We start from the raw sequence: 24,227 nt of genomic DNA, 5'->3' as shown, positions 1-24,227 counted from the left end.
TCCATTTGCCAGAGTCCAACGATGCTCGACCCGCTTGCCGAGGTTGTACTGCTGCTCCGGCCGGCGGCACGGTTTTCCAAGCTTGTGGTTGGTGCTGGTGCGTGGTCGGTATGCCGCTCCGATGCGCCAGGCCCGTTTTACTGCGCGGTGATCGAAGGGACGTGCCGGCTGGCACTTGAGGATGGCGAGGTGCGCGTTCTTGAAGCGGGCGACTTCGTTTTGGCACCCGCCATGCTCGCCATCACGCTCTCCAGCGTGCTGGCGTCGGCCGGGCAGGCCCACACGGTGCCGACCGATATGGGCGATGGCAGTTTCCGTATCGGTGCGCAGGACGGCCCCGCGGATCTTCGTGTCGTGATTGGCCATTGCAGCTTCGGTTCGCCTGATGCGGCGCTACTGGTGTCGCTGCTGCCCCGGCTGGTGCATGTGCGTGGTGAGCCACGCCTTGCCACGTTGGTGAATCTGGTGGGCGAAGAGGCACGCGCAACCCGACCCGCACGCGCGGAAGTGCTTGCGCGGCTATTGGAAGTGCTGTTGATCGAAGCCTTGCGCTCGCTGACAGCGAGCGACACAACGCCAGGGGTGGTGCGCGCGCTCTCCGATGTGCGCCTGGCAGCGGCGATGCGGGCACTGCACGCTGCACCGGCGCATGCGTGGACGGTCGAGGCGCTCGCCAGGGAAGCGGCGCTGTCGCGATCCTCGTTCTTCACGCGCTTCAATCGTGCGATGGGCATGGCGCCGATGGAATATCTGCTGGCATGGCGCATGGCGCTAGCAAAGACACTGCTGTCAGAACACGGGCTTGGCGTTGCGCAGGCGGCGCAGCGGGTGGGTTACGGCTCGGCCAGCAGCTTCAGCGTGGCCTTCACTCGTCACACCGGCAGTGCACCCTCGCACTATGCGCGCGCGCAGAGTGCGGCGGCGGAAGCGCTATGACGCCACGGCCGGCATGCGCACACGCGCGCATGATGCGAGCCGATTGCGTCGACGCAACCAGCCCGTGGTGACGGGGATGCGGCCTGGACGCTAGCGAAACACCACCGTGCGATGGCCGTTGAGCACGATGCGGTGTTCGACATGGCGGCGCACCGCGCGGGCGAGCACCAGCGATTCGGTATCACTGCCCAGGCGCACCAGGTCGCGTGGCGTCATGGCATGGTCGACGCGCGCAACGTCCTGTTCGATGATCGGGCCTTCGTCCAGGTCTTCGGTGACGTAGTGCGCAGTGGCACCGATGATCTTGACCCCGCGCGCGTGCGCCTGGTGATACGGCTGGGCGCCCTTGAAGCTGGGCAGGAAGCTGTGATGGATGTTGATGGCGCGCCCGGCCAGCGCGCGGCACAGGCCGGGCGAGAGGATCTGCATGTAGCGCGCCAGCACCACCAGATCGATGTGCAGATCATCCACCAACGCGAGCAGCTGCGCTTCCTGTGCGGCACGCGTGTCGGCGCTGACCGGCAGATGATGAAAGGCGATGCCGTAGGACGCCGCCAACGGCGCAAAGTCGGTGTGGTTGGAGACGACCGCGGCGATGTCCACCGGTAATTGCCGGCTATGCATGCGGAACAGCAGATCGTTGAGGCAATGGCCCTGCTTGCTCACCAGCACCAGCAGCCGCGCGCGCCGACGCGCATCGTGCAACTGCCACGTCATCTGAAATGCGTTGGCCAACATGGCAAACCGCTGCTCGAGGCTGGCGATATCCGTGCCCGGCGGCTTGTCGAAATGCACGCGCAGGAAGAAGCGGCCGCTCTCGTCATCGCCAAATTGCTGGGCGTCGAGAATATTGCAGGCCAGATCGAACAGCAGCCCGGTGACGCGGTACACGATACCGGTGCGATCAGGGCAGGACAGGGTAAGGATGTAGTCGGAGCGCATCGGCGCAATGATAGCCAATGCATGACGCCGCTGGCGCAGTGCTTGCGTCGGTAACTGTTGCATGGTGCGAGCGAGGCGATAGCACCGATGACGCTGCAACGCGAACGATGGTGATGGTCGCCGCGGCGCCGCTGGCGTGACCCGAGCAGCAGCCTATCGATTGGCAAGGTGGCGGTCACACCATCGCCCAGGCCCGGGCTGGAGATGGCGCGTGCGCTCAGCGCGGCGGCAGGCGCAGCATCAGGCGACGATTGATTTCATCCAGCTGCGCGAGCGAGTCTTCTACCGAGGTGTCCATTGCGTCCTGGGTGGTGATGTGCGCCCGCAGATGCGCCGGGTCGCCCAGATCACCGCGCACCAGGAACACGTTTTCGCCGACCTCGCCCAGATGACGGCTGAGCACCACGTGGTCCACCTGGTCGAAGCCATGCTGTTTTGCCAGCGGCAACAAGCGCGCGGCCATGCGCTCGCTGGCCGCGTCGGTGGGCTTGTTCAATTCGGCATCGAGCACACCCACCGCTTCACGAATCTGCGCGAACAGATAATGGTCCGGATGCTCGGGATGGTCCGGGCCGACCTGGCCCTGGCTGACGACCGGCGGGGTGGTCATTGCGCGTCACCGGCACAGGCTGCTGCGCGCGAAGGGCACGCGGTGGAACCGGGCCTGTTGTGCAGGTATCGCATCGCATTCTCCGTGAAGGCGCTGGTGGTGGCCGGACCGCGTTGCGCATCGCGCAGCGCAGTGCCTGGCCGAATCGAGCAGGCACCTTAGCCGCTTGCGCAGATTGCCTCAAGCCAGCCAGCACCTGGAGCGCGGCATGACGGTGTGGCGGCGCTCTGACGTGCAGTGCAGCGGCGTTGGCGTCTGCCGCGCCCGCTCCTTGACCGCAATGCGGTGCAGATGCCGGTGCGTCATCGCGCCTGGCCATGATGTTCGTTGCACTGAAGGTGCGCCTGCAGCAGCGTCTACGTTTCTTGAACCAACCCACCTCGCAAGCAGTACGCCTACTGACGCCAGTGCGTTCGACCGCGCTACGCCTGCCCCGCCCGACGTGCGGCCACTTCCGCCAGCACTGCCCAATCGGCGTTGCCATCGCCATGGGCAATGGCCTCGTCCAGGTTGGCGCGCAGCAGTTCGCCCAGCGGCATCGGCACCTGCCTGTCGGCACCAGCCTGGATGGCCAGATCCACATCCTTGCGACCCAGGGTGGCGGTGAAGCCGGCCGGCGTGTACTGGCGTTGCATGATCAACTTGCCGTAGCCCTGGTACGCGGGCGCGGCGAACAAGGTGCTGGTGAGCATGCCCAGGAACTGGGTGGCGTCCACGCCGTGGCCGCGTGCCAGTGCACTGGCTTCGGCCATGGCGCCGATGGCGCTGGCCAGGCAGAAGTTGGCGGCCAGTTTGACGGCATTGGCCTGCTCGGGCGCGCTGCCGATGTGCCAGGTCTGTTGCCCCAGCACATCGAACATCGGCTGCACGCGGGCCAGCGCGGCATCATCGCCGGCAGCCAGGATGTTGAGCTTGCCGGCTGCAGCCACATCGACACGGCCGAGTACCGGCGCGGCCACATAAGCCACCCCGCGCTCGGCGTGCAGGGCGGTCAACTCATGCGCCAGCGCCACCGAGATGGTGGCCATGTTGACGTGCACGCTGCCGGCCGGCAGCGCATCCAGCACGCCACCGTCCAGCACGGTCTGGCGCACCGCATGATCGTCGGCCAGCATCGAAAACAGCAGTGGGCCATGCGCGGCATCGCGCGGTTGCTCCACCACCGTGGCGCCAGCATCGCGCAGCGGCTGGGCGCGTTCCGGCGAACGGTTCCACACGCTCAACGCAAAGCCGCCACGCAGCAGGTTGTGCGCCATCGGCAGGCCCATCGTGCCCAAGCCCAGAAACCCTATCGGCATGCGGTGTCCTTGTTCGGAATGGCGTTGATGGTGCGGATCAAGTGGCGAACACGCCACGCGCATCGCGCGGTTCGCAGCGCAGGTATTGCGGCGCAGGCGTGACCGAGGCACCCAGCGCGGCGGCGGCATGCCACGGCCAGCGCGGGTCGTACAGGATGCCACGCGCCAGCGCGATGGCATCGGCCTGGCCGTCGCGCACAATCGCTTCGGCCTGCGCCGGCTCGGTGATCAGGCCTACGCCGATCACCGGCGTGGCGACCTGCGCCTTGATCTGCTCCGCGAACGGAATCTGGTAGCCGGCCTGCACCGGAATGTGCTGACGCGGGTCCAGCCCGCCGCTGGAGACATGGATGTAGTGCGCACCGCGTGCATCCAGCGCCTTGGACAAGGCGATGCTTTGTTGCAGATCCCAGCCACCGTCCACCCAATCGGTGGCCGAAATGCGCACACCGACAGCAATGCGCGCGGACACCGCCGCGCGCACGGCGTCGAAGATGCGCAGCGTCAACCGCATGCGGTTTTCCAGCGATCCGCCATACGCATCGCTGCGCTGGTTGCTCAGCGGCGAGAGGAACTGATGCATCAGGTAGCCGTGTGCGGCATGCAACTCGATCAGGTCCAGGCCCAGGCGTTCGGCGCGTGTGGCCGCGTCCACGAAGGCGGCGACCACCGCGTCGATGCCGGCCTCGTCCAATGCCTGCGGCGCCGGTTGGCCGGCCTTGAACGGCACGGCCGAGGCAGACACCGTCTGCCAGCCATGCGCGTGATCGGGGGCGATGGCCTCGCCGCCCTTCCAGGGAAGATCGGTGGACGCCTTGCGGCCGGCATGTGCCAGCTGGATGCCGACCGGCATCGGCGACCAGCGGCGCACCGACTGCAGCACCGCGTCCAGCGCCTGCTCGGTAGCGTCGTCGTACAGACCCAGATCGGCGTAACTGATCCGCCCTTCCGGCAGCACCGCAGACGCTTCCAGAATCAACAGGCCGGCGCCGGATTGCGACAAGGTGCCCAGGTGGATGCGGTGCCAATCGCCGGCACGGCCGTCCTGCGCGGAGTACTGGCACATCGGCGCGATGACGATGCGGTTGGCGAGCGCAAGCGGACCGAAGGCGATGGGGGAGAACAACTGGCTCAAGGCAGCATCCAGACGCAACATGGGGGCGCCCATTGCACTGCGCCCGGCGCTGCGACACAACCGCTGCAATGGATCACAGCGTCATGCAGAGCGCGCACTGTCGTACCTGGCCTGCGCGCTGCGCAGCGGGTCCGGCGGCTGATGCAGGAAGGCCAGCGCCTGCGCGCACGACTGCTCCACTTTCAAGGTGAGCAGATCGTCGGCGCGGGTGCGCCCGAAATTGAGCGCGGCGATCGGCAGGCCGTTGCGCGCGGCGGCCTGCACGAAGCGAAAGCCCGAATACACCATCAGCGACGAGCCCACCACCAGCACCGCATCGGCGGCCTGCAGATGCGCAAAGGCGCGCTCCACCCGCTCGCGCGGCACGTTCTCGCCGAAGAACACCACATCCGGCTTGAGCACGCCACCGCAGACCGGGCACGGCGGCACTACGAAATGCTCGAAGGCCACACCGTCCAGATCGGCATCGCCGTCGGGTGCTTGCGCGGCCTCAAGCGCTGCCCAGCCCGGATTGTCCTGCTCAAGCAACAGTTGAAATTCGGTGCGCGGCATGCGGCGCTCGCAGCCCATGCAACGCACCACGTCCAGACGGCCGTGCAGGTCGATCACCGCCTGACTGCCGGCCGCCTGATGCAGGCGGTCCACGTTCTGGGTCAGCAACAGTTCCAGCTGCCCGCGCGCCTCCAGTGCGGCCAGCGCGTGATGGGTGGCGTTGGGTCTGGCCTGCCCGAAGCGCGGCCAGCCGATCAGGCTGCGCGCCCAGTAGCGCTGGCGCGTGGAGAGCTCGCCCACGAAGGCCTGAAAGGTCACCGGTTGCGGACGCTTCCAGCCGCCTTGCAGATCGCGGTAGTCCGGGATGCCCGAATCGGTGCTGCAGCCGGCACCACTGAGCACGAACAGGCGCTGATGGCGCTCGATGAACGCCTGCAGCGCGTCGTTGTCGTGGGCGGGAACAGCGGTCATCGAACACCTCCAATAGTCATGGGATCACGTTACGACCGCCCTGCAGGCGCTGCCAGACCGGCCCCCCGCGCCACTGCTCGATGGCGCAGCAAAGATGCAGTGGCATGGCGCGTTGCCACCCGGCGCGGCCCAGCACGTACTACGCAACACCGACGGCGGCGGATGCACGCCGACGGCCGCGCCTGGTGCATGCGCGCGCTCATAGATCTGGGGCTGCGCTGGTCGATTCCAAGCAAGCGCGCAGCGCATGCTGCGCCATCATGAGAAGGCGTGCAGGCGGGACCGGCGCGGCGGGCGGTGTCGGTGGTCAGGCAGCGCCCTGCCGGCCACTGACAGCTGGGACAGCCTTCGCGACCATGCATCCTCTCGTCCGCACGCTCCCGGCGCGGGTGTGCGCAACACTCAGTGCGCGACGCCCGCCTGCTGCACGAACTGCAGCAGATCCCGGTTGAAGCGCGGGCTGTCTTCCAGAAACGGGGCGTGGCCGGCGTCCGGATACAGGTGGATCTGTGCGCGCGGCTGCAACTGGCGCGCACGTGCCAGTGTCGGTTCGCTGAGCACCAGCGCATCGCGGGCACCGTACAGCAGCAGCACCGGCAAGCGGGTGCGCTGCAGGCCGGCGACGTCGATGGACATGCCCTGCACCGCACGCTGCATGTCCCACGAGGCCAGCGCTGCATTGGCCAGCAGGGTGTCGAACACCGGCGCAGGCGGTTGGGTGGCGAAGCACAGCCGCAGGAAGTCCTGGACCGCCTGCAGATGCGTGCGCAGTTCGTCGGAAACCAGGTCGCGATAGATGGCCGGATGCGCCCCCAGCTGCTGCGCGCGCAGTTCGATCACGCCATCGACGTACACCACGCCCGCCATGCCGCGATCGCCGTAGCGGCTCAGATAGTTGCTGATCACCGCGCCACCCAGCGACCACCCCACCAGCACCGCATTGCGGGCATCCGTGGCCTTGAGCACCGCTGCCAGATCGTCGGCCCAGCGCGCGCCGTCCCGATACGCCGATGCCGCGGTCGGTTTGCCGGACAGCCCGTGGCCGCGCAGGTCGTAGCTGATCAACCGGTAGCCCTGCAGTTGCGGGTCGGCCAGCTGTGCATCCCAGTTGATGCGGCTGCCCAGCAGGCCGTGCACGAACACGATCGCCTGGCCGTCGGTGGCGCCATGCTCCTGCACGGCCAGGGCCACGCCATCTGGAGCAGTGACCTGGTAGCTACGCGAGTTGGCGGTTGCAGATGGGCTTGCTGACGCGATCGCGCAGACACACAGCAGCAGGCTGGCCAGCGTGCGCTGCCACCACCGGGCACCGGCAGGTGAAGCGGGTCGAATGGACATGGAGATGCCTTGCAGAACAGGGAAGACGGCATCGTCGGGCCTCACACCAATGTGAGGGTCAAGCGCTGCGTGCCACGTATGCTTGGCAGATGGGCACCTCTTCCACCGCTGACATGCGCATCGGCGCGCTGGCGCAGCGCACCGGCGTCAGCGTGCGCTCGCTCCGCCACTACGATGCCCAGGGCCTGTTGACGTCGTCGCGCAGCGCCAATGGCTATCGGCTGTTTGCGGCCAGCTGCGTGACGCAGGTACGCCAGATTCAACGCCTGATCGGCACCGGCTTCAGCCTGCACGACATCCGCCGGTTTCCCGATTGCATGCGGCTGGTGGAAGGCGCGCCGCTGTGCCCGGAAACCCTGCCGGCGCATCGGCAACGGCTGCAGCTGATCGAACGCCAGCTGGCCGACCTGGAACGCCGACGCGCGCGCTTGCTGGCCACCCTGTCGCAAGATCCGTCAGCGCTGGCCACGCCGCAACGCACGCAACGCAAGCGCACTCCGCCGTCGGGATGATGTGCGTTGGCCGGCCCTGGTGCACGCCGTCTCGCCGAAGCTGATCACCTGCATACCGAGCACGCGTGCGTAGAACGCGCAGGTGGCCTCCACGTCGGCCACGGTCAATAGCAGATGATCGAGTCGCTCGATCTGCATCACTCACCTCGCGCAGGATGCGGCGCAAAGCGCCCGTAGGGTCGCGCGTCGTCCGCGCGTTGGCGCAGGACGTGTGCGGCGGCAAAGGCCAGTACCAGCAGCGTCAGGCACATGCCGACCAGGCCAGACCAGCCGCCGTGCTGCCAGAACCAGCCGCCCAGCGCGCCGACCACGCTGGAGCCGGCGTAATACGCCAGCAGATACAGAGACGCAGCATGGCTGCGATGCGCGCCACCCAGCCGGCTCACCCACGCGCTGGCCGCCGAATGCGCGATGAAAAAGCCGATGGTCAACAACACGATGCCGGCCACCACCAGCGCCAGCACATGCGCCAGGGTCAGCGCCACGCCCAGCACGCACAGCACGATGCCGGCGCTGACCACCGGGCCACGCCCGAACCGGTCCGACGCCGCACCGGCCACCGACGAGCTGACGATACCGAACACGTACGCACTGAAGATCATGCCGATCTGGCTCTGGCTCAGGCCGAATTCCGGCCCGCCCAGGCGAAAGCCGGCGTAGTTGTAGAGGCTGACAAAGACACCCATCAGCAGGAACGGCAACGCAAACAGCCACGGCAGGTTGCGGTCGCGCAGATGCCCGGCCCAGGCGCGCAGATGAAACTGCAGGTTGACGCCATGCCGGCGCACGAAGTGGCGGGAGGGCGGCAGCAGCCACACGAACGCGACAGCGCACAGCAGGTCGACTACGCTCAGCAGCGCCAATGCGGTGCGCCAGTCGGTGTGGTCGGTCAGCACGCTCATCGCGATGCGCCCGGTCATGCCGCCGAAGGCGTTGCCGGCCACATACAGGCCGGTGGCCGCCCCCAGCTTGTTGGCCGGAAGTTCTTCGCCCAGGTACACCATCGCCACCGCGGGCACACCGCCCAACGCAATACCCGACAAGGTGCGCACCACCACCAGCGCGCCCCAGTGCGGCAGGAACGCGGCCACCAGGTTGAGCACGGCTGCCAGCGCGATGGAGACGAACATCAGCCCGCGCCGGCCCAGGTTTTCCGACACCGCGCCAGCGCAGAAGATCGCCACCGCCAGCCCGCCGGTGGCCAGCGACAGCGGCAGCGAGGCCACCGCCGCATCCACGCCGAAGGCGCGGGCGAACTCCGGCAACACCGGCTGCACGCTGTAGAGCAGCGAGAAGGTGGCAAAGCCGGCCAGGAACAACGCCAGGCGGATGCGCAGCGTTGCGGGCGGGCCGGCGTCGGCGCCGGGGGATGGGCCGGACGTGCCGGAACTGCGATCGGAGGAAGACACGGGAGCGCACTGGAGACCAGGGACGGCGAGTATTCGCCTGCGCCCACCCCCTGTCCAATATATGATGCTGGCAGCTTCCATATGTAAAAAAGATGCCCATGGAACTCCGTCACCTGCGTTATTTCCTGGCGGTTGCCGAGGAAGGCAACTTCACCCGCGCTGCGGCGCGGGTAGGCATCGGCCAGCCGCCGCTGAGCCAGCAGATCCAGACGCTGGAACGTGAGCTGGGCACGCCGCTGTTCCGCCGTACCCACAGCGGCGCAGAGCTGACCCCGGCCGGCGAGGCGTTCCTGGGCGAGGTGCGCCGCGTGCTGGCCGACGTGGAGCGCGCCGCCGACACCGCCCGGCGCGTGGCGCGCGGAGAGTCCGGCCGGCTGCGCATGGGGTTCACCGCCTCGGCCGCGTTCAGCCCGGTGGTGCCGCGGCTAATCCGCGATTTCCGCCGGCAATGGCCGCAGGTCGAGCTGCTGCTGGAAGAAACCAACACCGCCAGCCTGCTGGTGGGCCTGGCCGATGGCCGCCTGGATGCGGCGTTCGTGCGCTACGGGCTGAGCACCCCGCCCGACCTGCAACTGCTGCGCTTTGCCGACGAGCCGATGAAGATCGCGGTGCCGGCGGCGCATCCGTTGGCCGCGCGTGCCAGCGCCCCGTTGGCGGCGCTGGCCGGCGAGCCGTTCATCCTGTTTCCGCGCAGCTTCGGATCCAGCCTGTACGACGAAATCCTGGCCGCCTGCCGCGAATCGGGCGTGACCTTGCGCATCACCCAGGAAGCGCCGCAGATGTCGTCGATCATCAATCTGGTCGCCGCCGAACTGGGCGTGTCGGTCGTGCCCGCCTCCACCGCGCAGCTGCAGCGCCCCGGCGTGCGCTACCTGGATATCGAAGGCCGCATGCCGCTGGCGCGGCTGGCGTTGGCGGTGGCACCCGGCGCGTTGGACAGCGCGCCACTGGTGCGGCAGTTATGGGCGCTGGCGGAGCTGATCTGAGGCGTCGTCGGCTCTGCGATGCAGCGCATCGGACGTATGCATCGCGCTGGACGACCGCAGCGGCGCCGCGCCTGGCTGCCGACCGGCGCAGCATGGCTTGACCTCAACTGCGATTGAGGTTGTCCAATGCAGGCCCCTCACCGATCTTGAGTGCCATGCATCTCCGTCACCTTGTGCTGCCCTGCCTGGATCCCGACCTCACCCTGCGGTTTTACCGCGATGTGCTGCAGCAACCGTCGCACGGCAATACCGTGCGTATCGGGTGGAGCACGCTGGAATGCGTGCAGGCCCAGCAATCGGTGGGCAGCGTGCACCTGGCCTTCAACGTGGCCCCATCGCGCTTCGAGGCCGCTGCGCACTGGATCGGCGCGCGCGCCAGCCTGATGGGCGATTCGCAAGGTCGCCGGCATTTCGCTCTGGACGGCCCGTGGCAATCGCAGTCGGTGTATTTCGCCGGCCCCGATGGTGCGGTGCTGGAGTTGATCTCACGCGATGCCTTGCAGGATGCGCCGGCCGGCACCGGCCAGTTCCACGGCGAAGAACTGCTGTGCCTGAGCGAAATCGGGTTACCCAGCGACAACGTCGAGGTGGTAACGCGCAGCGTTGCGCATCACTTTGGCCTGCGGCCATTCGCTCCGCCCGTGGAGGGCTTTGCCGCATTGGGCGATGACCACGGCTTGTTGATCGTGGTCGACCAGCGCCGGCGGTGGTTTCCGCAACAACGGCAGCTGCCCTGGGCCGACGGCCTGCGCGTCAGCGTGGACACGCCGCAACCAGGCCTGCGCCTGCGCGATGCGCAAGGGTGGGAATTACTGGCGGCGTGAGCCGCCGCGCTGCCCACTCATGCAGCGCTGGCCGGCGCCGGCAACCGGAAAAACGCACGTGCCGCCGCGGTGCTGTCGGCGGCGGTCACGGCCACTGCTTCGCCGCGGTCGCGCGCCAGTTCTTCCACGATATGCGCCAGATACATCGGCTCGTTGCGGCGGTCCTTGGGCAGGGGCTTGAGCGTGCGCGGCAGCAGATAGGGCGCGTCGGTTTCGATCATCAACCGGTTGGCCGGGATGTTGCGCACCAGCTCGCGCAAGTGCGCGCCACGGCGCTCATCGCATAGCCAACCGGTGATGCCGATGTAGTAGTCGCGGTCCAGATAGGCAAACAGTTCCTCGCGCGTGCCAGTGAAGCAATGCACCACCGCTGCACCCAGCTTGCCGTCGAAGCTGCGCATGATCGACAGGAAGTCGTCATGCGCATCGCGCTGATGCAGGAACAGCGGCTTGCCGTTGTCGGCGGCCAGTTGTAGCTGCCGTTCGAAGGCCTTGTGCTGGGCCGGGCGCGGTGCGAAGTCGCGAAAGTAATCCAGCCCGCACTCGCCGACCGCCACCACCTGCGGATGTGCCTGCAGGGTACGCATTTCCACTTCGCATTCGGCGGTGAATTCCACTGCGTGATGCGGGTGCACGCCGGCGGTGGCGTAGAGGAATCCAGGGTGTTGTTGCGCCAGTTGCAGGGCCAACGGCGAATGCTCGCGGCTGGCACCGGTGATCACCAACTGCGTCACACCGGCATCGCGTGCGCGTTGCAGTACGGCATCGCGGTCGCGGTCGAATGAGTCGTGGGTGAGGTTGGCGCCGATATCGATCAACTGCATGCTGCGGTGTCGCCTGAAAGAGCAGGTGTGATTGTACTGGGTGGACGTTGCCCTCACTGGGTGCGCGTTGCCCTCATCCGCCCTGCGGGCACCTTCTCCCGCAGGCGGGAGAAGGGAGGTCCGCAATGGGATCGGCATGCGGCCAGTGGTACCTGCATGCCATCGGCCTGCACGAACGCACGGCCTTTCCCTCTCCCGCCTGCGGGAGAGGGGCAGGGGTGAGGGCCGCTTCCGCAACACACTCACCCCACCACAGGCACCGCCTCGGCCGCACGAAAGGCCGTGCCTTTCCCCTCTCCCGCCTGCGGGAGAGGGGCAGGGGTGAGGGCCGCTTGCGCAACGCACTCACCCCGTCACCAGCACCGCCTCGGCCACACGAACGCACACAGCCTTTCCCCTCTCCCGCCTGCGGGAGAGGGGCAGGGGTGAGGGCCGCTTGCGCAACACACTCACCCCATCACCGGCACCGCCCCGGCCGCACGAACGCACGCCTCTCCCCTCTCCCGCCTGCGGGAGAGGGGCAGGGGTGAGGGCCGCTTGCGCAACACACTCAACCGCCACAGCCACCGCCTCGTCCGCACGAACGCACAGCCTTTCCCTCTCCCGCCCGCGGGAGAGGGGCAGGGGTGAGGGCCGCCTGCGCACCATACTCACCCCACCACAGGCACCGTCATCGCATCGATCTTTGCCGCCAGCGCCTGGATCGCCAGCTGCGCCGAGCGCGAGAGCTGCCTTTGGGGGGCCACGCACAGCGCCAGCGTCATCGGTTTGGTCAGGTGCTGGCGGAACGGCACGAAGGCCAGCCGCCCGTCGGCCACGTCGGGTGCGGCGTCCAGCCACGACATCAGCCCCACGCCGGCACCGGCACGCACCAGGCCGCGCAGCGTGCGCACGTCGTTGCAGTGGGTGAGCCGCTTCACGTCGATATGCTGGCGCTGGTACAGCACCTTGGCATGCTCGCCCACGATCAGCGGCGCGGCCGGCAGCAGCAGGCGGTGTTCCAGCGTCTCGCTGAGTTGTAGCTCGGTGCGGCCGCTCAGCGGGTGGCCGACCGGCATGGCAATCCCCAACGGGATGTCGGCGAATGCGCGCACCTCCAGGTCCACGCTGCTCACCGGGTCCAGCAGCAGGCCGATATCCACATCGGCCGAGGTCACCATTTCCATCACACGCTGGTTGCGCGCGGTGGACAGGTTGAAGGTGATGCCCGGGTACTCCTGCACCAGCGCGGCCACTGCCGCCGGCACCACGCCCTCGCTGAGCGCGTCGATCATGGCGATCTCCACATGCCCGCGGCGCAGCCCCTTGAGCTCGTCGAAGCGCTCCAGGGTACGGGCGTAGGCCTTCTCCCAGCCGCGCACGTCCACCAGCAACAGCTCGCCGGCAGCCGTGAGCCGTAGCCGGCCGGGCAGGCGCTCGAACAGCTGCGCGCCCAGCTCTTCCTCGGCCCTGAGGATCTGCCGGTCGATCGCCGAGGCCGACACGTGCAGCACCTCGGAGGCTTTGCGGATGCTGCCGCAGCGGGCCACTTCGATGAAGTAACGGGTGAAGCGGGAAAAGGTCAGCATGCGGCGTAGCTCGGTTGGCGTTGCATTTTTTGCAATGGATTGGCGGAAAAACGATGTTTGATCACACACCCCCGGCTTCCTAGAGTCAATCCGGCACCGCTCCCGCCTCATGCCAGAGACCGCCCCATGGATGTCGCCGTCCCCGCCCTGCCGCTGCACTGCACCTTCGCCGCCGCCGACTGGCAGCGCCTGGCCCAGCACTGGCATGCGGTGGCGCTGAGCAGCGAGGTGAGCGAAGCGCCGTTCAAGGCCACCCTACTGGACGAGCCGCTGGTGCTGTACCGGCTGGGCGGCGAGTTGGTGGCCGCGCGCGACGTCTGTCCGCACCGCGGCGTGCCGCTGAGCATGGGCACGGCCGATGGCGACGGCGTGGTGTGCGCCTATCACGGGCTGCGCTTCGGCAGCGGTGGCCGCTGCAACCACATCCCGGCCAGCCCCAGCCAGAACATCCCGGCCAAGATGCGCCTGCACACCTACGCGGTGGCCGAGCGCTACGGGCTGATCTGGGTGTGCCTGTCCAGACCGGCCGGGGTGAGCGATGCGGAAATACAGATTCCGCCGATGCCGGGCTGGGACGAAGACGGCTTCCAGCAGATCGTGTGCCCGGCCTTCGACATCGGCGGCAGCGCCGCACGCCAGCTGGAAGGCTTCATCGACGTGGCGCATTTCGCCTTCGTGCACACCGCCACCTTCGCCCAGCCGGACAAGCGCGAAGTACCGGCCTACACCACCACCGAAACACCAACCGGCTTCAACGCCGATTACCTCAGCAGCGTGGCCAATTATTCGGTGGACATGCCGCTGCCGGATGTGGACCCCGACTTCCAGTGGCTGCGGCATTTCGAAGTGCATCTGCCGTTTACCGCCACGCTCACCATCCATTTTCCGGTGCCGGGCAAGCGGCTGGTGATCATGAATGCCGCCAGCCCGGTCTCCAAGCACAAGACCCGGCTGCTGGTACCGATCGCACGCAATTTCGACACCCATCTGCCGGTGGAAGACGTGCATGCCTTCAACCTGCGCGTATTCGAAGAAGACCGCGCCATGGTCGAGGCGCAACGGCCCGAATACCTGCCGCTGGACCCGCTGCTGGAAGTGCACATCCCGGCCGACCGCAGTTCCATCGCCTATCGCCGTGGCCTGCGCAGCCAGGGCTACAGCGACTTCTTCCTGCGTTGACCGCCAAGGAGCACGCCATGACCCTGCATGAAGTGCGTGTTGCCGCGGTCATCGACCAGGGCCATCGCCAGCGTGCAATCCGATTGGAACCGATCGATGCCGAACTGCCTGCCTTCGAGGCCGGCGCGCATGTCGACCTGCATCTGCCGGACGGCATGATCCGCCAGTATTCGATTGCCAGCGCGCCGCATGTGCGCGATCACTACCTGTTGTGCGTCAAGTTGGCCGACGCCTCGCGCGGCGGCTCACGGCACCTGTGCGAGCAGCTCAGCACCGGCGACCGCCTGCAGATTTCCAGCCCGCGCAACCTGTTCCCGCTGCATGCGGGCGAACGGCACGTGCTGCTGGCCGCCGGCATCGGCATCACCCCGCTGCTGTCGATGGCCGAAGCGCTGGAAGCGCGCGGCGAGCCCTTCGTGCTGCATTACTACGTGCGCCGGCATACCGATGTGGCGTTTTCGCAGCGCCTGCAGCAAGGCTTTCTGCACGGCCAGGTGCAGATGCACCTGAGCGATGGCGGGCAAAGCCCGCGCGTGCATGTGCCCGAGGAACTCGGACAGGCGCGCGCGCACGACCAACTGTATCTGTGCGGGCCGGCGGCGTTCATGGACCATTTCACGCAGCTTGCCAAGACCCATGGCTGGCGCGCGGCGCAGGTGCACCGCGAGCACTTTGCCGCCGCCGACCCGGGGCGTGCACACGATGCCGATCACGCCTTCGAAGTGGAACTGGCCGCCAGCGGCCGTGTGGTACAGGTGCCAGCCGATTGCAGCATTGCCAGCGCGCTGATGAATGCCGGCATCGAGGTGCCGTTGTCGTGCGAGCAGGGCATGTGCGGCGCCTGCCTGACCGGCGTGGTCGCCGGCACGCCGGATCACCGCGACAGCGTGCTCAGCGACAGCGAACGCGCCAGCAATGCGCAGATCACCCTGTGCTGCTCACGCAGCCGCTCGCCGCGCCTGGTGCTGGATCTGTGAGTGCGTGACCGGCCTGCGGGCCAGGGCCGCCCTGCACGTCGACCGGCAGCGCAGGCGCGATTGGCTGCCGCAGATGCCTGGCGGCATGGCCAGGCCCGGCTACGCTGCCGACCACGCAAGGTGGCAAACCAGCACGCGCAGTGCAAGATGAGCGGCCCGCGCGGTGTGCCTGCGCGGGTTGTCCCTGCATCGAAGAGAGTCTGCTGATGGTTGCCTGTTCGTTCGTCACCCTGTGGCCTGCCGAGGGCGCACGCTGATGCGCTGGCCCGGATTCGCCCTTGCTGCCCATGCCAGCACCCCGCGCACGGAAGTGCTGGCCGGTGCCACCACGTTCCTGACGATGGCCTACATCGTCTTCGTCAACCCCGACATCCTGGCCACCACCGGCATGGACCACGGCGCGGTGTTCGTGGCGACCTGCCTGGCCGCCGCACTGGGCTCGCTGCTGATGGGCGTGCTGGCCAACTACCCCATCGGCATGGCGCCGGGCATGGGCTTGAATGCGTTCTTCGCCTTCACCGTGGTGGGCACGCTGGGCTACAGCTGGCAACAGACGCTGGGACTGGTATTTGTCTCAGGTTGCGTGTTCCTGCTGCTCACCGTCACTGGCGCGCGGCGTTGGCTGGTGGATGGCATCCCGGCGACCTTGCGCAGCGCGATCGCCGCCGGCATCGGCCTGTTTCTGGCATTGATCGGCCTGCAGAAGGCCGGGCTGGTGGTGGCGCATCCGCAGACGCTGGTGACCCTGGGCGACCTGCACCGGCCCGAACCGCTGCTGGCGCTGTCAGGGCTGCTGCTGATCGGGGTGCTGGACGTCCGCCGTGTGCGGGGTGCGATGCTGCTCGGCATCCTGGCGGTCACCGCCGCGGCACTGGCCCTGGGCCTGGTGCACTACCAGGGCGTGCTGTCGCTGCCGCCCAGCCTGGCGCCGACCTTGCTGCAGCTGGATATCGCCGGTGCGCTGCACGGCCATGGTGGCAGCGGCGCGCTCACCGCCGTGCTGCATGTGGTGCTGGTGTTCGTGCTGGTGGAAATGTTCGATGCCACCGGCACCTTGATGGGCGTGGCGCAGCGCGCCGGCCTGCTGCGTACCGAGGCCCAACGCCGCCAGTTCGACCGCGCCCTGCTGGCCGACAGCACTGCCATCCTGGCCGGCTCGCTCCTCGGCACCTCCAGCACCACCGCCTACGTGGAAAGCGCTGCCGGCGTGCAGGTGGGCGGGCGCACCGGCCTGACCGCACTGGTGGTCGCGGCATTGTTTCTGCTCGCGTTGCTGTTCTCGCCGCTGGCCGCCATGGTGCCGGCCTACGCCACCGCACCGGCGCTGATCTATCTGGCTTCGGTGATGCTGCGCGAATGCACGCAGATCCCGTGGGACGACGTCAGCGAAGCGTTGCCGGCCGCCATCTGCATGCTCGCCATGCCGCTCACCTACTCCATCGCCACCGGCCTGGCCCTTGGGTTTATCACCTATGCGGTGCTCAAGCTCGGCAGCGGCCGCTGGCGCGCCGTGCATCCGGCCACCTGGGCGATCGCTGGCTTGTTCGTGCTGCGCCATGCGCTGGAATGAGGCCGCTGCCGCACCGCGTGTACCGCCATTTTTCTGGCCACGCGAGATGCGGTGCGGCACGTTGCATCACGCACTGCAGCGCCATGGCGCCGCCCCCTTTTTTTCAGAGCCCACCGCATGCCCCGTCTTCATCGTTATCTACTCCTGTCCTTATGCGCGGTGCTGCCGAACGTAGCGCTCGCACGCCCTGCGCAAACGCCGGCGCAACAACGCCAGACGCAGGTGGCACAGCTGTTCCAGGCCGCTGTCTCGCAACCTGCGCAGCTGCGCGCGTTGTTGCAGGCCATGCCCAAGGGCGGCGATCTGCACAATCATTTGTCCGGCTCTGTCTATGCCGAGGACTACCTGCAATGGGCCAGTGACGATGGTGCCTGCGTGCAGCTGGACGACCTGAGCCTGCGGGCCCCGCCGTGCGGCAAGGGGCAGCAGCCGGCCAGCGGCCTGGCCGCACGCGATGCTGCGTTGTACGGGCGGGTGGTCGATGCGCTGTCGATGCGCAAGTTCGTCCCCAGCCCCGCGCAACCCACCGGGCATGGCCAGTTCTTCGGCACCTTCGGCAAGTTCGACGCGGTGGTACGCGCGCACGTGGCCGACACCGTGGCCGCGGTGCTCGACCAGGCCGCCCGCGACCGTGTGCCGTACGTGGAGATCATCGCCAACCCGCCGCAGATGGACCAGGCCGCCAAGCGCATGCAGGCGCTGCCCTGGAACGGCGATGACGATGCCGCGAACCTGCGCGCCCTGCAGGATGCCTTGCCGGCACTGGTGCAGGCCGCGCAACGCGAGCTGGCCGCCACCGACACGCAGGTCCGCCGCGTGCTGCGCTGCGACCAGGCCGATGCCCGTCCCGGCTGCAGGGTCGCCTACCGCTACGTGCCGTATGTGTTGCGCGTGCTGCCGCAGCCGATGGTGTTCGGGCAGATGGCACTGGCCCATGCGCTGATCACCGCCGGTGGCAGTCGCGCGGTTGCAGTGAACATCGTCGCGCCCGAAGACAACCCGGTGGCAGTGGCCGATTACACCCGGCACATGGCGATGTTCCGCTTCTTTGCCACGCGCTACCCGGGCGTGCCGCTATCCCTGCATGCCGGTGAACTGACGCTGGGGCTGGTGCCGCCTGCGCACTTGCGCACGCACATCCGCCAGGCGGTGGATGTTGGCGCGCGCCGGATCGGGCACGGCGTGGATCTGCCCTACGAAGACGATGCCCAGGCGCTGCTGCAACAGATGCGCAGCAAGCAGGTGGCGGTGGAGATCAACCTCACCAGCAACGATGTGATTCTTGGCATCAAGGGCGCCGCGCACCCGTTGTCGATGTATCTGCGCGCCGGCGTCCCGGTGGTGCTGTCCACCGACGATGGCGGCGTCTCGCGCGCAGACATGACCCATGAATACCAACGCGCCATGCAGGAGCAAGGCATCGACTACCCAACGCTCAAGCAGCTGGCACGCAATGGCCTGACCTACAGCTTCCTGCCCGGCGCCAGCCTGTGGAATGCGGATGGTGCAGCTGCCCCGGCCTGCGCCTCTGCCTTGCAGAGCGAAACCGACGACGCCGCGTGCCAGGCATTTCGCCAGGGCAGCGAGAAGGCACGGCTGCAATGGCAGCTGGACGCCGACCTGGCACAGTACGAGCGCACGCTGTTGGGGCAACAACACGCTGGCACATGACAGGTAGGAGCGCGCTCGCGCGCGATGAAGCGTTGCCGGCAACGCCATCCGCGCGCAAGCGCGCTCCTACACAGGCGACTTCCTGCTCCCTCTCCACTGCAATGCACTCAACCCACACGACCACGCGCAATGACTTCCCCACACACCGCCCCATCCAAACGCCGCGTCATTCTCGAAGACGATATCGACGGCTTCACGCCCGCGCAGCTGCTGTTGCTGCAATCGCCCGAGGTCGAGGTGCTGGGCATCAGCGCCGTGAGCGGCAATATCTGGCGCGATGAAGTGCTGGCGCACACCTGCCGGCTGCTGGAACTGGCCGGCCATCCGCAGATTCCGGTGCTGCCCGGCCCGGTGCATCCGCTGCTCAATAGCGAGCTGGCCACCGAACGCTGGGAAGCGCTGTACGGCAAGCTGGTGTGGAAAGGTGCGTGGACCAAGCACTGGGTAGAGGGCGACACCGTGCAAAGTGCACCGCGCTATCACGCGCACGACGTGGTGCCGGACCTGCCGCTGGGCAATCCCGGCGTGGTGCGCCCCAGCGACGAGCCGGCAGCAGTGTTCATGCTGCGCATGGTGCGCCAGTACCCGGGCGAAGTGAGCATCATTGCCACCGGCCCGTTGACCAATCTGGCGCTTGCCCAATCGCTGGACCCCGCGTTTGCCACGCTCGCACGCGAGCTGGTGTACATGGGCGGCAGCCTCAATCCGCGGCAGCAGCGCAACAGTGTCAGTGCACGGCAGTTCGCGCGCGAATTCGTCAACTCGCCCCGCCGTGAATTCAATATCCGCTGGGACCCGGAGGCCGCCAGCATCGTCATGCGCGCACCGTGGCGCCAGATCACCATGGTGCCGGTCGACCCCTCCACCGCCACCGAACTCACGCCTGAGCTGCTGGCGCGCATGAGCGCGGCCGACACCACCATTGGCCATGCGCTGCGCCGGCGCGAGCAGGGCTTTCCGATGTGGGACGAACTGGCCACGGCAGTGTGGTTGCAGCCGGCGTTGGCCACGCAGGTGGAGACGCTGTATGTGGACACCAACACCGCCTTCGATGCCGGATATGGCGACATCCTGTCGTGGGCACCGGGCTACCAGCCGGGCCTGGGCGAGCAGGCGCAACGCGTGGTGCATGCGGTGGATGTGCAGGCATTCGAGCAGTTGTTGGTCGACCGCCTCACTGCGCCGCAGCCGCCAGCAGTCGGGTTGCCATTACCCCTTCTCCCACCGGGAGAAGCTGCCCGAAGGGCGGATGAGGGGACGCCAGCCGAGAAAAATGCGACGCCAGTCGAGTACGAAAACGAGCCGGCTAAATGAGCCGCCGACACACCTCCAACTCATGGGGCGCCCTCACCCCAACCCCGCTCCGCGCGCCAGTGGCGCGCAGGTCGTGCCTTCTCGCCCCGGCGGGAGCGGGGCCAGACCAGCACCCGCACCACTCCAGCAACCCAAGGTGACCCATGCAACTCCCAGCGCAGTGGCAGGCCGGCGTCGATCGCAATACCGAAGTGCTGCGCGGCCATGCGCAGCTGCTGGCCACCTTCAACGCGCCCACTACTGCAGCGCGTGACGGCAGCGGCCCACGCGGCCAGATCGCCTCCATCGTCAGCAGCACACGCAGCCAGCCCACACTGGCCGCGCGGCTGGCAACGCAGACGCTGACGCGCATCAACCAGGTCAACGACAGCCTGTGCGCGATTACCCGCCTGCTGCCGGCGCGCGCCGCCGCCGATGCCGCGCGCGTGCAAGCCGCGCTGGCGGGGGGCAGCGACGGCGGCGCATTGGCTGGCGTGCCGTTCGTGGTCAAGGATCTGTTCGATGTCGCCGGGCAGGTCACCACCGCCGGTGCCGCGGTTCGCGCGCACTACCCGCCTGCTGCCCGCGATGCAGCAGTTGTGCAGCGGCTCAGCGATGCCGGCGCGGTGCTGATCGGCACGGCCAACATGGACGAATTCGCCTACGGCTTTGCCACCGTCAACGCGCACTACGGCACCACCGCCAACCCGCATGACCACCAGCATCTGGCCGGCGGCTCATCGGGCGGCTCGGCTGCGGCAGTGGCCGCCGGGCTGGTGCCGTTCGCGCTCGGCTCGGACACCAATGGCTCCATCCGCGTGCCGGCCGCGCTCTGCGGTGTCTACGGCCTGCGCCCGACACATGGTGCGCTGCCGCTGGATGGCGTGTTTCCGTTTGTTGATGCATTGGATGTGGTCGGCCCGTTCGCCACCTCGGTGGCCGATCTGCGTGGTGTTTATGAGGTGATGCGCGGGCATGCGCTGCCCCCGGCCACTACCGGCAAGCTGCGCATCGCACGCCTGGGCGGCTGGTTTCAACGCAATCTGGATCCAGACCTTGATGCCGCGCTGGCGGCAGTGCTGGCCGCCTGCAACAGCACCGCCGCGATCGAACTGCCGGAGGCCGAACGCGCGCGCGCAGCCGCGTTCGTCCTCACCGCTGCCGAAGGCGGACACCGGCACCGCAGCGCACTGGCCACGCACGCCGCGCAGTTCGACCCCGCCACGCGCGATCGCCTGCTGGCCGGCCTGCAGCTTCCCGCCAGCGCCGTGGCCGACGCGCACCGCTTCGCCCGCTGGTTTGCCGGCGCCATGCACGCGCTATGGGACGATGTGGATGTGCTCATCGCGCCGACCACGCCGTGCGTGGCACCGCGCATCGACCAGGACACCATCCAGATCGACGGCCTGCCGGTATCGGCACGCGCCAATCTGGGCATCTTCACCCAACCGCTGGGGCTGGCCGCCTGCCCGGTGCTGGCCGCACCGTTGCCGCGTCCCGGGCGGCTGCCGCTCGGCGTACAGCTGATTGCCGCGCCCGGCCGCGAAGACCGCCTGTTCGCGCTCGCCGCGCAGCTTGAACGCGATGGCCTGCTCGCCTTCAGCCCGCCGCCGGAGACACGCTGATGCTGCACACCCTGCGCGCGCGCCGCGGCATGGTGGTGGCCCCGCACCACCTCGCGGCGCAGGCCGGGCGCGATGTGTTGCGCGACGGCGGCAATGCCATCGAAGCCGCCGTGGCCACCGCCGCCTGCCTGGCGGTGGTGTACCCGCACATGACCGGCATCGGCGGCGATGGCTTCTGGCTGATCCACGAACCCGATGGCCGCGTGCACGCCATCGACGCCTGCGGCCGCGCCGCACAGGCGGCAACGCTGGATTTCTACCGGGGCTACAGCAGCATCCCGTGGCGCGGCCCCGGCGCGGCCAATACCGTGGCCGGCACCGTCTCCGGCTGGGCGCTGGCCCTGCACCACGCGGGCGGCACCTTGCCGCTGCAACGCCTGTTGCAGGAGGCCATCCACCACGCCAGCGACGGCGTACCGGTGACCCTGGGCGGTGCCCAGATCGCCGCCGGCAAGAGCGCCGAACTGCGCGTGCAACCCGGTGCCTACGCCAGCATCTTCGAACCGCACGGCGCGCCCCTGCAGGAAGGCGCGCTGCTGCAGCAACCGCAGCTCGCCCGCACCTTGCGGCGGTTGGCCGACCACGGCCTGGAGAGTTTCTATCGCGGCGCACTCGCCGACGACATCGCCGCCGACCTGCAGACACTCGGCAGCCCGCTACGCGCGCACGACCTGGCACAGCATCAGGCCGACCCCAGCGTGCCGCTCTCGGTCGCCATCCACGGCGCGCGCCTCTACAACCACGCACCGCCAACGCAAGGCCTGGCCTCGCTGCTGATCCTTGCCTTGTTCGACCGCCTGCATGCCGAACACCCCGACAGCTACGCGCATCTGCACGGCCTGATCGAAGCCACCAAACAGGCCTTCCTGATCCGCGACGCGCATGTCGGCGACCCCGCCTGGATGACACTGAACGCACAAGCCCTGCTCGACGATAGCGACGCACTCCATGCCCTCGCCGCGCGCATCGACATGACCACTGCATTGCCCTGGCCGCACCCCTCGCAAGCCGGCGACACCGTGTGGTTCGGTGCCATCGACGCAGACGGCCGCGCGGTCAGCTGCATCCAGTCCACCTATTTCGAATTCGGCTCCGGCCTGGTACTGCCGCGCACCGGCATCACCTGGCAAAACCGCGGCTGCAGCTTCCGTCTGGCACCGGGCGGCTGGAATGCCCTGGCCCCCGGCCGCAAACCCTTCCACACCCTCAATCCGGCGTTGGCCACTTTCGACGATGGCCGCATCATGGCCTACGGCACCATGGGCGGCGAAGGCCAGCCACAAACGCAGGCCGCCGTGTTCTCGCGCTACGCCCGCTACGGCATGCCGCTGCAACAGGCCATCACCGCACCGCGCTGGCTGCTCGGCCGCACCTGGGGCGAAGCCAGCACCTCGCTGAAGCTGGAAGACCGCTTCGATCCGGCAGTGGTGCAAGCACTCCGCGACGCCGGGCATGCGGTGGAGCTGTTGCCCGCCTATACCTCGGTCATGGGACATGCCGGCGCGCTGGTGCGCGAGGTCGATGGCGTACTCAGTGGGGCAAGTGATCCGCGCTCCGATGGTGCGGTATCGGCATGGTGACCACCACGGTCGTATCCCGACTGCAGTGGCGACTCGCCTCGCCCGAGCGATGGCGCGCACATCAGGATAAAAGCGTTCACACGTCGCAAGACCGTCTGTTCGGAAAGGCCCCAGCGAACCCAACTGCGGCAACTTCGGTACGGCGTATGCCATGCTTGCGCACGCCATGCAGGACATCCGCCTCTGCGCTTGTCTGATGCGTCGTTGAATCCAACCAGGGAGAGAGCCACATGACAGACCAAGAGCAACATCAACCCAGCCTGGAAGACGTCAAGCTGGCGTTCGACGGCCAGAGCGTGGACTGGTATCTGCAGAAGCTGGTCGGTATTGCCAACTCCTCGGATGCGCAGTTCGGCATTACACTGTTTGTCGATGGCATCATCGTGTCCGGCCAGTTGGTCAGCGGGAAGCAGTATTTCGAGGCATTTGCTCAGGAGTTTTCTGCCGCCTACCCCGGCGATGCCGAAGAAAGGGAAGAGATCCGCCGCGCGTTTGCCAGCCACGCCAGCATCTACGACAGCGAGGACGATGCGCAGCAGAGCAGCGCACCGCCGCAGTTCGTCCACCTGATCGATGCGCGCTGCTTTTCACCCGCCGGCCAGCCGCTGCCGAGCAACCGTGGCGTGCTCTGGCGTGGCAAGGTCAACGCTGTGTCCGGCTTCACCCTGGGATCGCTTTCTGCGGACTAGCGCTGGCTGACGCTGGCGCCATGATGCCTCGCTCGTCCTGGACTTGCAGGATCGCCGGGCTGCGCCGTCGCAGCGCCACGTCCAGGGTGCGTCCATGCGCCGACGTCATCGTCACTACGTGGCCGGTGCGGCGTTGCGACCTGCCGCCATGTCTTGCGTCGCAGGCATGGCGACAGGTTGAGTCCGACCGACAGCGTGAAGTGCGACGCGCGACGACCATCTCTGTGCATCCCCCGACGCACTGCTGATCCTTTCTGAGCGAGCAAAATCGCGGCAATTTGTGCGCAACGTCGCGTGG

21 protein-coding genes and 1 pseudogene are annotated in these 24,227 nt (G+C 67.8%); 12 read left to right on the top strand and 10 right to left on the bottom strand.

Translation table 11 applies throughout. The features are described 5' to 3' along the window. The first annotated feature begins 21 nt into the window (after nucleotides 1–21). Nucleotides 22–936, top strand: a complete 915-nt coding sequence (locus ABQZ09_RS12625; protein ID WP_349777033.1) for an AraC family transcriptional regulator — start codon at nucleotides 22–24, stop codon at nucleotides 934–936. A 90-nt stretch (nucleotides 937–1,026) separates the two neighbouring features. On the opposite strand, the gene purU is transcribed toward ABQZ09_RS12625, so the two are convergent. The 6 genes from purU to ABQZ09_RS12595 form a co-directional block, all read right to left on the bottom strand. Further along, a complete protein-coding gene (gene purU, locus ABQZ09_RS12620) occupies nucleotides 1,027–1,878 on the bottom strand; it encodes a formyltetrahydrofolate deformylase (protein ID WP_184554201.1) in 852 nt (283 codons plus the stop codon). Between the two features lie 217 nt (nucleotides 1,879–2,095). Beyond that, nucleotides 2,096–2,488, bottom strand: coding sequence for an XVIPCD domain-containing protein (locus ABQZ09_RS12615; protein ID WP_039411022.1), 393 nt, complete (start codon nucleotides 2,486–2,488; stop codon nucleotides 2,096–2,098). Between the two features lie 422 nt (nucleotides 2,489–2,910). Next, nucleotides 2,911–3,786, bottom strand: coding sequence for an NAD(P)-dependent oxidoreductase (locus ABQZ09_RS12610; protein ID WP_349777032.1), 876 nt, complete (start codon nucleotides 3,784–3,786; stop codon nucleotides 2,911–2,913). 37 nt (nucleotides 3,787–3,823) lie between these two features. Further along, nucleotides 3,824–4,921: an NADH:flavin oxidoreductase/NADH oxidase gene (locus ABQZ09_RS12605; RefSeq protein WP_503019067.1), complete on the bottom strand. Its 1,098-nt coding sequence runs from the start codon at nucleotides 4,919–4,921 to the stop codon at nucleotides 3,824–3,826. Between the two features lie 81 nt (nucleotides 4,922–5,002). Further along, entirely contained in the window at nucleotides 5,003–5,884 is an 882-nt protein-coding gene (locus ABQZ09_RS12600; protein WP_184553471.1) for an NAD-dependent protein deacetylase, read from the bottom strand. Nucleotides 5,885–6,286: 402 nt separating this feature from the next. Further along, the gene (locus ABQZ09_RS12595) at nucleotides 6,287–7,222 is read right to left on the bottom strand and encodes an alpha/beta fold hydrolase (protein ID WP_349777030.1); all 936 of its coding nucleotides are present in this window, start codon (nucleotides 7,220–7,222) and stop codon (nucleotides 6,287–6,289) included. Between the two features lie 89 nt (nucleotides 7,223–7,311). On the opposite strand from ABQZ09_RS12595, the gene ABQZ09_RS12590 reads away from it, so the two are divergent. Further along, nucleotides 7,312–7,734, top strand: coding sequence for a MerR family transcriptional regulator (locus ABQZ09_RS12590; protein ID WP_349777029.1), 423 nt, complete (start codon nucleotides 7,312–7,314; stop codon nucleotides 7,732–7,734). Nucleotides 7,735–7,764: 30 nt separating this feature from the next. Here ABQZ09_RS12590 and ABQZ09_RS12585 read toward each other — a convergent pair. Both ABQZ09_RS12585 and ABQZ09_RS12580 read right to left on the bottom strand, forming a co-directional pair. Beyond that, nucleotides 7,765–7,872, bottom strand: a pseudogene (locus ABQZ09_RS12585) (VOC family protein); the annotation flags it as partial. Then, nucleotides 7,872–9,143, bottom strand: coding sequence for an MFS transporter (locus ABQZ09_RS12580; protein WP_349777028.1), 1,272 nt, complete (start codon nucleotides 9,141–9,143; stop codon nucleotides 7,872–7,874). The pseudogene ABQZ09_RS12585 and the gene ABQZ09_RS12580, both read right to left, overlap by 1 nt. Nucleotides 9,144–9,241: 98 nt before the next feature. On the opposite strand from ABQZ09_RS12580, the gene ABQZ09_RS12575 reads away from it, so the two are divergent. Together ABQZ09_RS12575 and ABQZ09_RS12570 are read left to right on the top strand one after the other, a co-directional pair. Further along, complete coding sequence (locus tag ABQZ09_RS12575) at nucleotides 9,242–10,129, top strand: LysR family transcriptional regulator (RefSeq protein ID WP_047694507.1); 888 nt, start codon at nucleotides 9,242–9,244, stop codon at nucleotides 10,127–10,129. Between the two features lie 155 nt (nucleotides 10,130–10,284). Next, nucleotides 10,285–10,953 carry a VOC family protein gene (locus tag ABQZ09_RS12570; RefSeq protein ID WP_184553475.1) on the top strand — a complete coding sequence of 223 codons (669 nt, stop codon included), beginning with the start codon at nucleotides 10,285–10,287 and terminating at the stop codon, nucleotides 10,951–10,953. 17 nt (nucleotides 10,954–10,970) lie between these two features. Here the strand turns inward: ABQZ09_RS12570 and ABQZ09_RS12565 are convergent, their stop codons facing one another. Then, a complete protein-coding gene (locus ABQZ09_RS12565; RefSeq protein ID WP_184553477.1) occupies nucleotides 10,971–11,777 on the bottom strand; it encodes a TatD family hydrolase in 807 nt (268 codons plus the stop codon). Between the two features lie 650 nt (nucleotides 11,778–12,427). After that, nucleotides 12,428–13,345 carry a LysR family transcriptional regulator gene (locus ABQZ09_RS12560; RefSeq protein ID WP_184553479.1) on the bottom strand — a complete coding sequence of 306 codons (918 nt, stop codon included), beginning with the start codon at nucleotides 13,343–13,345 and terminating at the stop codon, nucleotides 12,428–12,430. Between the two features lie 126 nt (nucleotides 13,346–13,471). Here ABQZ09_RS12560 and ABQZ09_RS12555 point away from each other — a divergent pair, with 126 nt between their 5' ends. From ABQZ09_RS12555 to gvpU, 8 genes are all read left to right on the top strand, one after another. Continuing rightward, on the top strand, nucleotides 13,472–14,524 hold the full coding sequence (locus ABQZ09_RS12555) for a Rieske 2Fe-2S domain-containing protein (protein ID WP_184553481.1): 1,053 nt from the start codon (nucleotides 13,472–13,474) through the stop codon (nucleotides 14,522–14,524). Between the two features lie 17 nt (nucleotides 14,525–14,541). Next, nucleotides 14,542–15,501: a PDR/VanB family oxidoreductase gene (locus ABQZ09_RS12550; protein WP_184553483.1), complete on the top strand. Its 960-nt coding sequence runs from the start codon at nucleotides 14,542–14,544 to the stop codon at nucleotides 15,499–15,501. A 256-nt stretch (nucleotides 15,502–15,757) separates the two neighbouring features. Continuing rightward, nucleotides 15,758–17,071, top strand: coding sequence for an NCS2 family permease (locus ABQZ09_RS12545; protein ID WP_184553485.1), 1,314 nt, complete (start codon nucleotides 15,758–15,760; stop codon nucleotides 17,069–17,071). Nucleotides 17,072–17,188: 117 nt separating this feature from the next. Further along, entirely contained in the window at nucleotides 17,189–18,742 is a 1,554-nt protein-coding gene (locus ABQZ09_RS12540; protein WP_184553488.1) for an adenosine deaminase family protein, read from the top strand. 129 nt (nucleotides 18,743–18,871) lie between these two features. Next, nucleotides 18,872–20,056: a nucleoside hydrolase gene (locus ABQZ09_RS12535; RefSeq protein WP_184553490.1), complete on the top strand. Its 1,185-nt coding sequence runs from the start codon at nucleotides 18,872–18,874 to the stop codon at nucleotides 20,054–20,056. 143 nt (nucleotides 20,057–20,199) lie between these two features. After that, nucleotides 20,200–21,660 carry an AtzE family amidohydrolase gene (locus ABQZ09_RS12530; protein WP_184553492.1) on the top strand — a complete coding sequence of 487 codons (1,461 nt, stop codon included), beginning with the start codon at nucleotides 20,200–20,202 and terminating at the stop codon, nucleotides 21,658–21,660. Next, complete coding sequence (gene ggt, locus ABQZ09_RS12525) at nucleotides 21,660–23,240, top strand: gamma-glutamyltransferase (RefSeq protein WP_349777027.1); 1,581 nt, start codon at nucleotides 21,660–21,662, stop codon at nucleotides 23,238–23,240. Before ABQZ09_RS12530 ends, ggt begins: the two co-directional genes overlap by 1 nt. A gap of 230 nt (nucleotides 23,241–23,470) precedes the next feature. Beyond that, on the top strand, nucleotides 23,471–23,929 hold the full coding sequence (gvpU, locus tag ABQZ09_RS12520) for a gas vesicle accessory protein GvpU (RefSeq protein WP_349777026.1): 459 nt from the start codon (nucleotides 23,471–23,473) through the stop codon (nucleotides 23,927–23,929). Nucleotides 23,930–24,227: the final 298 nt, after the last annotated feature.

Origin of the sequence: Xanthomonas sp. WHRI 6106, assembly GCF_040202405.1 — a bacterium.
GTDB lineage: Bacteria > Pseudomonadota > Gammaproteobacteria > Xanthomonadales > Xanthomonadaceae > Xanthomonas > Xanthomonas cannabis.
This window is presented reverse-complemented; position numbering and strand designations above follow the sequence as displayed.